This is a genomic window from Stenotrophomonas sp. HMWF003, assembly GCF_003061285.1.
Taxonomy (GTDB): Bacteria; Pseudomonadota; Gammaproteobacteria; order Xanthomonadales; family Xanthomonadaceae; genus Stenotrophomonas; species Stenotrophomonas maltophilia_AP.
The window spans coordinates 14,844-21,490 of the sequence record NZ_QAIW01000004.1; the positions used below are offsets into that span (position 1 = coordinate 14,844).

The window sequence follows — 6,647 nt, forward strand, 5'->3', positions numbered from 1 at the left end:
CCGGCTGCAACGCGTGCAATGCGTGGTGCCTTACGCCGATGCCGGCAAGGCCTGCAGCACCAAGGCGGACTGCACCGGCCAGTGCCTGGCCCAGGGCGAGGTGGCCCCCGGTGCCAAGGCACGCGGCGTCTGCCAGACCGACATCAGCCAGAACTTCGGCTGCCGCCAGCGCATCGACGGCGGCGTGGCGGTGGGCACGATCTGCGTTGATTGAATCTTTCCCGCCATGGGCGAGCCCGTGGCGTTCCTGTCCCAACCCAAGGAACCTGTAGTGAGCCAGACTGTCTACGACATCCCCGTGACCACCATCGAAGGCCAGCCGTCGTCGCTGGCCGACTACCGCGGCAAGGTGCTGCTGGTGGTCAACGTGGCCTCCAAGTGCGGCCTGACCCCGCAGTACGAAGGCCTGCAGCAGCTGTACGCGGCCAAGCACGACGCCGGCCTGGAAGTGCTGGGTTTTCCGGCCAACAACTTCCTGGCCCAGGAGCCGGGCAGCGAGTCGGAGATCCAGCAGTTCTGCCAGCTGGAATACAACGTGGCCTTCCCGCTGTTCGCCAAGATCAGCGTAGCCGGCGATGACGTGCACCCGCTGTACCGCGCGCTGACCGACGCACAGCCGACCGCCACCGGCGAAGGCCCGATGCGCGAGAAGCTGCAGGGCGCCGTGGCCAAGTACCCGGAGCTGGTGGTCAACCCGGCGCCGGGCGTGCTGTGGAACTTCGAGAAGTTCCTCATCGGCCGCGACGGCCAGGTCATTGGCCGCTTCGCCCCGGACGTGCCGGCCGACGATGCCCGCCTGGTGGCCGCGATCGACGCCGCACTGGCCGTCTGAGCCACGGCGGTGCAGGGCGCACGCCCATGAAAAAAACCCCGCCAAGGCGGGGTTTTTTTTGTCCGGTCAGTTGCCCCAGTTGGGCATCGGCATCGCATCGATCGGGATCGGGGCGCTGTCGTCGGCGTCCTTGCCGCGGGCATGCTTGCCGCGCAGGTCGTTCTCGATCTGGTAGTTGCGGCGCTGCAGCCAGGCATCACGCACCAGGGTGTACTCGTCCACGGCGTTGTCGCGCATGTCGTCGATGGCCAGCAACTGCGACCGCATGTCCACCAGCTGCAGGCCCTGCAGACCGATGCGCACCTTGTCTTCCTCGATGGTGCGGATCGGCGAGAGCGGCATGTCGCCGGCCAGGCCGAACACGTCGCGCACGGTACGCGGGCCGAAGAACGGCAGTTCCACGTAGCGCGAACGGCGCCAGCCCCAGGCCCCCAGGGTCTGGCCGAAATCTTCCTTGCGGCTGGGCACCAGCGCCTTGCTGGCCGGGTCGAACAGACCGCCTATGCCCAGCGTGGAGTTCATCAGGAACCGGCCCAGGCTGTCCCAGGCATCATCCGGACGGCCCTGCAGCAGCTGGTTGGTGATGGTCACCGGTGCGCGCAGGTTGTTGAAGAAGTTGCTCACCCCGGTCCGCGCGAAGCGGGGCACCACGTGGGTGTACGCGGTGGCCAGCGGACGGGCGATGGCGCGGTCGACCACGTTGTTGAAGCTGTGCACGCGGCGGTTGAGCGGCTCCCACGGATCGTAGGTGGCGCGATTGGGCTCGGTGCCGTCGACGCTCGGCGCCGGGCCGCCGTACAACGCGGCGAAGTCGTCTTCGGCGTTGGTCGGGGCGGTCTCGCCGGTGGCCGGCGGCGGGGTGCTGGCCGACGCCGCTGCGACCGGCTGGCTGGCGCTGGCGGCCGTTGCATCGGCATCGGCATCCACAGGGGCGGCCGGCACGGCGTCCGTGGACGCCGCAGCGGTGTCCACGGCAACGCTGGCCGGTGCGCTGTCACGCGCGGGCTTGCCGGCACAGGCGCTCAGCGCCAGGGCCAGGATCAACAGGGGGAGGGTGCGTATGACGTTCATGTCAGCTCGCCGCAGAAAGGGCATGGAAATCCAGGGTGGGCGCCAGCCGGTAGGCGGCGCTGAGTTCGTTGAAACCGGCGGGGCTGCCCACGATGTCCGGCGCACTGCCCTGGCCGCGCAGGCGCGCCGCCAGTTCGGCCAGCAGCGCCAGGCCGGCACTGTCCACCCGCGTCACCGCCGTCAGGTCGAGCTGGCGCACGCCCTCCAGCGACGACAGCGACGGCCACAGGGTGGTCACCGCCGTGCGGTCGAGCACGCCGCTGAAGACCAGCGCCGTGCCGTTGCGCTGCACACTGGCCGGGTTACTTGCCACGGGGCGCCTGACCGGCCTGCATGGTGCCGTTGCGCAGTTCGGTGGCCACCTGCTGGATCGACTTCTGGCGCAGCGGCGCATCGAACTGGGTCTTGAAGGTCTGCACGTAGGAGATGCCTTCGATCATCACGTCGAAGATCTTCCACTGGCCGTTGACGTTGCGCATCAGGTAGTCGACCGGGGTCGGCTCGTTGCCGGCGCGCATCAGTTCGGTGGACACGCGCACGCCGCGGTTGCCCGGCAGCGGCGACTGGCCCTTCAGGCGGAAGGTCGGCTTGCCCTGGATTTCCAGCAGGGCCGAGCCGTAGCGCTGCATCAGGTTGTCGGCCATGGCATCGGCGAACAGCTTGACGTCGGCGTCGGAGGCGCCGCGGCCGTGCACGCCCAGCACCAGGCGGGCGGCGTAGTCACGGTCGAAGGTCTTGTTGAGCTCGCTGTTGATGAAGGTGCGCAGCACCGTCGGGTTCGCGCGGAACTCGCTGCGGCGCTGCTGCAGCGTGCTCAGGATACGCGTGCTGGCGTCCAGCACGGCCTGGCCGGCGTCGTTCTGCGCAGCAGCGGCCGGGGCCGGGGCAGCCTGGGCGAAGCTGAGCGACGGGGTGCTGGCGAGCAGGACCGAGGTGAGCAGGGCGGGGATCAGTTTGAGGTTCATTTCTGCGGTTCCGTTGCAGGCGCTTCTGCGCCCTGGGCATCCTGGGACTCAGCACCGCCGGCGTTGGCCGGGCCGCTGAACATGTACTTGCCAACCAGCTGCAGCAGGTCGACCGCCGGCTGGGTGAAGACAATCTCGTCGCCGGACTTGAGCACGTCCGGGTCACCGCCCGGCTGCAGTCCGATATAGCTCTCGCCGAGCAAACCGCTGGTGAATATGCCGGCCGATGTGTCGGCCGGCAGATCCTTGAACTTCGGGTCCAGCTTCAGGGTGACGATGGAGTCGAACTTGAGCGGGTCCAGCTCGATCGCGCCGACCTGGCCGACGGTCACGCCGCCGATCTTGACCGGGGCCTGCTTGCGCAGCTGCCCGATCTGGGTGAAACGCGCCTTCAGTTCGTAGCCGTCGCTGCCGAAGCCCCAGCGCTGGTTGGTGGAGGCGACGGCCAGCACCAGCAGCGAGGCCAGCGCCAGCAGCAGGAATGCGCCGACGGAAAATTCAAGTCTGGGACCGCGGATGGCCATGGTTGTCTCACTGTTCGTTTGTCAGGTGCCCAGGGGGTGCCCGGGCGGGTTTCATGGATCGGTGTTCAGCGGAACATCATTGCCGACAGCACGAAGTTGAACATCAGTACCAGCAGCGAGGCGTTGACCACCGCGCGGGTGGTCGCCACCGAGGTGCCTTCGATGGTGGGTTCGGCGTGGAAGCCCACGTACGACGCCACCAGCGCGGCGGTACCGCCGAAGATCGCCGACTTCAGCATTGCCACGCCGAAGTCGTCCCAGAAGTCCACGCTGTTGCTCAGCGCCGACCAGAACACCCCGTTGTCCAGGCCCAGCACGTGGACCGCTTCGAAGTAGCTGGCGCTGATCGCCAGCGAGCAGAAGATGCCGGTGAGCAGGGGCACGGTGAGCACCGCCGCCCAGAAGCGCGGCGCCACCACCTTGGCGATCGGGTCGATGGCCATCAGCTCCAGCGCCTTGATCTGGTCGGTGGCGCGCATCAGGCCCAGTTCGGCGGCGATCGAGCTGCCGGCGCGGCCGATGAACAGCAGCGCGGTCAGCACCGGGGCCAGTTCGCGGTACAGCGACAGCCCCAGCAGCGTGGACAGCGCATCGGCGGCACCGAAGGTGGTCAGCGTGCGGTAGCCCTGCAGGGTCAGCACCAGGCCGACGAAGGCACCGCCCACGGCGATGATCGGCAACGAGCGGGCGCCCACCTTGTAGATCTCGCGGGTGAGCTCGGCCAGGAAGTCGGCGGTGGGCAGCGAGCCGCGCAGGACCGTCAGCGAGAACAGGCCGGCGCGGCCCAGCGAGCGGGTGGCGTCAACAAACGGCATCAGGCAACCCTCGCGCGCGGCGCGGCATCGAACGGAATCGGGCCATCGGGCTGGCCGTGCAGGAACTGGCGCAGCAGCGGGTCCTGGCTGGCGTCCAGGTCGGCCGGGCTGCCTTGGAACACCACGCCGCCGTTGGCGATGGCGATCACCTGGTCGCAGATCGGCAGGGTCTCGTGCACATGGTGGCTGACGATGATGCTGGTCAGGCCCAGGCTGTGGTTGAGGCGCTGGATCAGGCTCATGATCACCCCCGAGGCGATCGGGTCCAGCCCGGTCAGCGGCTCGTCGTAGATCATCAGCGGCGGGTCCAGCGCCAGCGCGCGTGCCAGCGCCACGCGCCGGGCCATGCCGCCGGACAGCTCGCGCGGCCAGGCATCGGCGGCGGCCAGCAGGCCCACCGCGTGCAGCTTCATGTCCACCAGGCGGCGCAGCACTGGCGCCGGCAGGCGGGTGTGGGTGCGCAGCGGCAGGGCGACGTTCTCGGCCACGGTCAGGTCGGTGAGCAGGCCATTGCCCTGCAGCAGCACGCCCACGCTGCGGCGCATCTCGCGCAGCGCGCTGCTGCGCTCGGGGATCGGCTGGCCGAACAGGGTGACCGTGCCGGCCACCGGGCGCAGTTCGCCGGTCAGCGCCGCCAGCAGGGTGGACTTGCCGCTGCCCGACGGGCCCAGCACGGCGGTGATGCTGCCACGCGGCACCCGCAGCGAAACGTCGCGCAGGATGCTGCGACCGCCGCGATCGATACGCACGTTGGACAACTGCACCAGCGATTCTTCGGAAGCCGTCATGGACGCCATTAACAAAATTCCAACGTTGTAAGATCGTGGTGAACGGCTGAACATAACCGAACTGGACCGTGCAGTATTGTGGCACGACCCCGCCGCCCGGCCAGCGACGCCGCTCGCAACACACCGTGCCGGCACGCGGCATGGCCGGTTTCTCGTCCGGTTCCTACGTCGGTCACCCTCGTGATCGCGCGGCCGCTGCGGCACACTGGCGCGATGACTGATGCTGCGTCCGACTTCCGCCTGTACCACTCCAATTCACTCGACGTGCTGGCTGCGCTGCTGGCCACGGCGGTGCGCGAGCCGGTGCCGGGCCAGTCCGTCCTGGTGCCCGAGGTGGTGCTGATCCCGCAGGTGGCGATGCGGCGCTGGCTGCAGTCCACCCTGGCGGTCGAGTATGGCATTGCCGCCAACCTGGAATTCCTCACCCCCGGTGAATTCGTGGCCCGGGCGCTCAACGCCAACGTGCCCGGCGAGCATGACGACCTCACCGCGGCGGCGCTGCGCTGGAAGCTGTACGCCGCATTGACCGACCCGGCCGTGCTGGCGCAGGCGCCGATGCAGGCGCTGCAGGCCTATCTGTCCGCGGCCGATCCACTCAAGCCGTGGGCGTTGGCCGGCGAGCTGGCGGCGGTGTACGAGAAGTACCAGGCCTGGCGTCGCGACTGGCTGTTGCGCTGGGAGGCCGGGGCCGACGCGCAGGACCCGCAGGCGATCCTGTGGCGGCACATCGCCAGCGGCCACCAGTACCGCGCGCGCCGCATCGATGCCTACCTGTCGCGCTTCGAAGGCCCGGGGCGCCCGCTGCCGCAGGGCCTGCCGGCGCGGGTGTTCGCCTTCGCCACGCTCAACATCTCCCCCGACGTGCTGCGGGTGATGGCCACCCAGGCCCGGGTCGGCACGATGCACTTCTACCTGCCCACGCCCACCCAGGCCTATTGGGGCGACCTGCAGACGCTGGGCGAGAAGCTGCGCAGCGGCGCGCCGGACCCGTTTGGCGAAGCGGCCGGCGAGAACCGCCTGCTGCAGGTCTGGGGCGCGGCCGGCCGCGACTTCATGGCGGTGCTGGGCAGTTACGAAGTGGTGCACCCGTCCGGCGAGATTGCCGCCTATGACGATCCCGAAGACGACGCGCGCCCCGACATGGACGCGGGCGGATTGTCCGACAGCCTGCTGCACCGGCTGCAGCGCGACCTGTTCCATCGCCGCGGCCAGCCGGCCGGCGCGCGCCGGGAGGCGCTGCGCCACGATGACCCCAGCCTGCAGGTGCACGCCTGCCACACCCGCCTGCGCGAACTGCAGGTGCTGCACGACCAGCTGCGGGCGCTGCTGCAGGACCCGCGCTTCGACCCGCCGCTGCAGGCCCGCGACATCGCGGTGCTGGCCCCGGACATCGATCCTTACGTGCCGTACCTGGAAGCGGTGTTCGGCGGCCGCAGCGGCGGCGAGGACCATATTCCCTACGCGCTGGCCGACACCAGCCCGCTGGCCGGCGAACCGCTGGCCGACGTGTTCGTGCACCTGCTCGGCCTGCCGGTGTCGCGCTTCGGATTGAACGAAGTGCTGGACCTGCTGGCCAGCGCACCGCTGGCCGAGGCCGCCGGGCTGGATGCGGCCGCCTTTGATCGCCTGCACGACTGGCTGCAGGCGGCCGG

The 6,647-nt window shown here is 69.4% G+C and carries 8 protein-coding genes and 1 pseudogene; 3 read left to right on the forward strand and 6 right to left on the reverse strand.

The genetic code is table 11. The features are described 5' to 3' along the window. Together DBR34_RS00245 and DBR34_RS00250 are read left to right on the forward strand one after the other, a co-directional pair. Nucleotides 1-214: pseudogene (locus DBR34_RS00245) on the forward strand (hypothetical protein); the annotation flags it as partial. Nucleotides 215-271: 57 nt separating this feature from the next. Further along, entirely contained in the window at nt 272-832 is a 561-nt protein-coding gene (locus DBR34_RS00250; protein WP_128095226.1) for a glutathione peroxidase, read from the forward strand. Between the two features lie 66 nt (nt 833-898). On the opposite strand, the gene DBR34_RS00255 is transcribed toward DBR34_RS00250, so the two are convergent. The 6 genes from DBR34_RS00255 to DBR34_RS00280 all read right to left on the reverse strand — a co-directional run bounded on the left by DBR34_RS00255 (nt 899) and on the right by DBR34_RS00280 (nt 4,995). Beyond that, nucleotides 899-1,903, reverse strand: coding sequence for a VacJ family lipoprotein (locus tag DBR34_RS00255; protein ID WP_128095227.1), 1,005 nt, complete (start codon nt 1,901-1,903; stop codon nt 899-901). Between the two features lies 1 nt (nt 1,904). Continuing rightward, nucleotides 1,905-2,216: an STAS domain-containing protein gene (locus DBR34_RS00260; RefSeq protein WP_128095228.1), complete on the reverse strand. Its 312-nt coding sequence runs from the start codon at nt 2,214-2,216 to the stop codon at nt 1,905-1,907. After that, nucleotides 2,206-2,868, reverse strand: a complete 663-nt coding sequence (locus DBR34_RS00265; RefSeq protein ID WP_128095229.1) for an ABC transporter substrate-binding protein — start codon at nt 2,866-2,868, stop codon at nt 2,206-2,208. The genes DBR34_RS00260 and DBR34_RS00265 overlap by 11 nt, the downstream gene beginning before the upstream one ends. Further along, nucleotides 2,865-3,392 carry an outer membrane lipid asymmetry maintenance protein MlaD gene (mlaD, locus tag DBR34_RS00270; RefSeq protein ID WP_128095230.1) on the reverse strand — a complete coding sequence of 176 codons (528 nt, stop codon included), beginning with the start codon at nt 3,390-3,392 and terminating at the stop codon, nt 2,865-2,867. Before mlaD ends, DBR34_RS00265 begins: the two co-directional genes overlap by 4 nt. 65 nt (nt 3,393-3,457) lie before the next feature. Then, on the reverse strand, nt 3,458-4,207 hold the full coding sequence (locus DBR34_RS00275; RefSeq protein ID WP_128095231.1) for an MlaE family lipid ABC transporter permease subunit: 750 nt from the start codon (nt 4,205-4,207) through the stop codon (nt 3,458-3,460). Further along, on the reverse strand, nt 4,207-4,995 hold the full coding sequence (locus tag DBR34_RS00280) for an ATP-binding cassette domain-containing protein (RefSeq protein WP_128095232.1): 789 nt from the start codon (nt 4,993-4,995) through the stop codon (nt 4,207-4,209). The genes DBR34_RS00275 and DBR34_RS00280 overlap by 1 nt, the downstream gene beginning before the upstream one ends. 213 nt (nt 4,996-5,208) lie before the next feature. Here DBR34_RS00280 and DBR34_RS21965 point away from each other — a divergent pair. Then, nucleotides 5,209-6,647: exodeoxyribonuclease V subunit gamma (locus tag DBR34_RS21965; RefSeq protein ID WP_258223590.1), on the forward strand; the 1,439-nt coding region annotated here is incomplete at its 3' end.

Coding starts and splice junctions, on each gene's coding strand:
- DBR34_RS00255 (WP_128095227.1), bottom strand. CDS start 1,903: ATGAACGTCATACGCACCCTCCCCCTGTTGATCCTGGCCCTGGCGCTG.
- DBR34_RS00265 (WP_128095229.1), bottom strand. CDS start 2,868: ATGAACCTCAAACTGATCCCCGCCCTGCTCACCTCGGTCCTGCTCGCC.
- mlaD (WP_128095230.1), bottom strand. CDS start 3,392: ATGGCCATCCGCGGTCCCAGACTTGAATTTTCCGTCGGCGCATTCCTG.
- DBR34_RS00275 (WP_128095231.1), bottom strand. CDS start 4,207: ATGCCGTTTGTTGACGCCACCCGCTCGCTGGGCCGCGCCGGCCTGTTC.
- DBR34_RS00280 (WP_128095232.1), bottom strand. CDS start 4,995: ATGACGGCTTCCGAAGAATCGCTGGTGCAGTTGTCCAACGTGCGTATC.